Origin of the sequence: Thalassoglobus neptunius (assembly GCF_007859735.1) — a bacterium.
Taxonomy (GTDB): domain Bacteria; phylum Planctomycetota; class Planctomycetia; order Planctomycetales; family Planctomycetaceae; genus Thalassoglobus; species Thalassoglobus neptunius.
The window spans coordinates 1-1,450 of record NZ_SIHI01000141.1 but is presented as its reverse complement, the minus strand read 5'-3'; the positions used below and the strand labels follow the sequence as shown (position 1 = coordinate 1,450).

Annotated in this window: 3 protein-coding genes; all 3 read left to right on the top strand. The window is 50.8% G+C overall.

The annotated features are described in order from the left end of the window. Nucleotides 1-162: an integrase core domain-containing protein gene (locus KOR42_RS28110; protein WP_390620856.1), complete on the top strand. Its 162-nt coding sequence runs from the start codon at nt 1-3 to the stop codon at nt 160-162. A gap of 389 nt (nt 163-551) precedes the next feature. Then, complete coding sequence (locus tag KOR42_RS27255) at nt 552-689, top strand: hypothetical protein (RefSeq protein ID WP_197441634.1); 138 nt, start codon at nt 552-554, stop codon at nt 687-689. A gap of 132 nt (nt 690-821) precedes the next feature. Next, nucleotides 822-1,253 (top strand): hypothetical protein, encoded by a 432-nt coding sequence (locus KOR42_RS26255; RefSeq protein ID WP_146512749.1) that lies wholly within the window; start codon nt 822-824, stop codon nt 1,251-1,253. Nucleotides 1,254-1,450 lie beyond the last annotated feature (197 nt).

Sequence of the window (1,450 nt, the reverse complement as noted above, 5' to 3'; positions counted from 1 at the left end):
ATTCAGGACTGGCGGATGACTTACAACCACCGCCGTCCGCACAGCTCTCTTGGAGGGTTGACGCCTGCCGAATTTTCGACTCAGTGTGCTTCCGTTCCAGAGAAGGTTCCGCCTACGGCTCCACCTTCTCCTCCACTCCAGCACACTGACTTACTTACCTAACCCCAACTCTCATAAGCCTGGTTCAAACTTCGGGGGCATTTCATTACAACCAAGGACAGAAGCATATGAAACCGGACCGCAACTCTAAAGAGTATACGGTTGCTGCGAATGTGCTGGTGTTCGGTGTTACTGTCGCACTGGTTGGCGCTCTCAGCGACAATGTCCTAGCATCGCATCTATCTCAGCCCACGCGTGCATTAGCTGTTGGACTCATTGTAGGAACGATTGTCGCGTTTAGCCTTTTTGTATTCACCTTGTGTATTCGTCAGAATCCTAACGCAGAATCAGGCGCCCACGCTGATGACTAATCATTTCGATATGAAGAAGATCCAGAAGACAGATAATTCAAGGAGAAGCTCGCCCCAATCGCGGAGGGGATGACGACGCAGATGCCACTGACACACAATGATTCCGGAAGCATCGCCACCGACGAATTCAGCAGGCTGCTCACCTGGGACGCTTGTCCGTTCCTGAGTTCCGCCGACGTCTATCGGCACGTCGCTTTCTTCGATAGCAAGGGCCACTGATAGAAGCATGGAAGAATTACACCGTAAAGACCGGATCGTTTCGTCAGAGAACGTGAACTGCATGTCCACGCAAGCGAGGACATGGCACCCTGCCTTACCAAATGAGATTCCGGGTTCAGCGGGGGAACTGACATGAACTTGCCAAATGGAAAGTCTGTTTACTCGGTTGCAGATTTCGAGACGCTTGGATTCCATAACTGTCATGTCCACGGAATCAGGTGGGATAGCTCGGCCTATGCTCTCATTCTTGACTTGGATTATATCCTGCAGTGGATTGAGAAGGGTGGAAGCTTCGAGTTTGTGGTCGCACCAGCCGAAATCCGTTTTGAGTATTCCGCCGAAGTTAAGGTCTCGCTTGACTGGAGCAATCTGGCAATGGAATGCCAGATTCAAGATATTCACAGGCGAGATCATAAACGAAATCCAAACGGGACCGAGTGCTACCTGTGGGAAATAGAGTTCGCTACTCCGAGTGGGGCAATGGAGCTTTGGGCAACTGATTTTGAGTTGAAAATTCTAGCAGAGCCAGAGAGGTCGGAAACGCAGAAATCGAGGAGGGCATAGGCAGTCGGGCGAAGCTGATGCAGGTTGGGCATTCATCCAACTTTCCTCACGATCTTCGCCGGGTGCCACTCAACGCCGTTAACCTTTTTAGTGTTGTATCAAAAGACGTCTTGATGGAAATGTTGTGATGACGTAAGGCATTGTTGTCACACAAGTTCCTTTGTCATCTCGGAACGGAGTCCGGGCATGTCGCATCA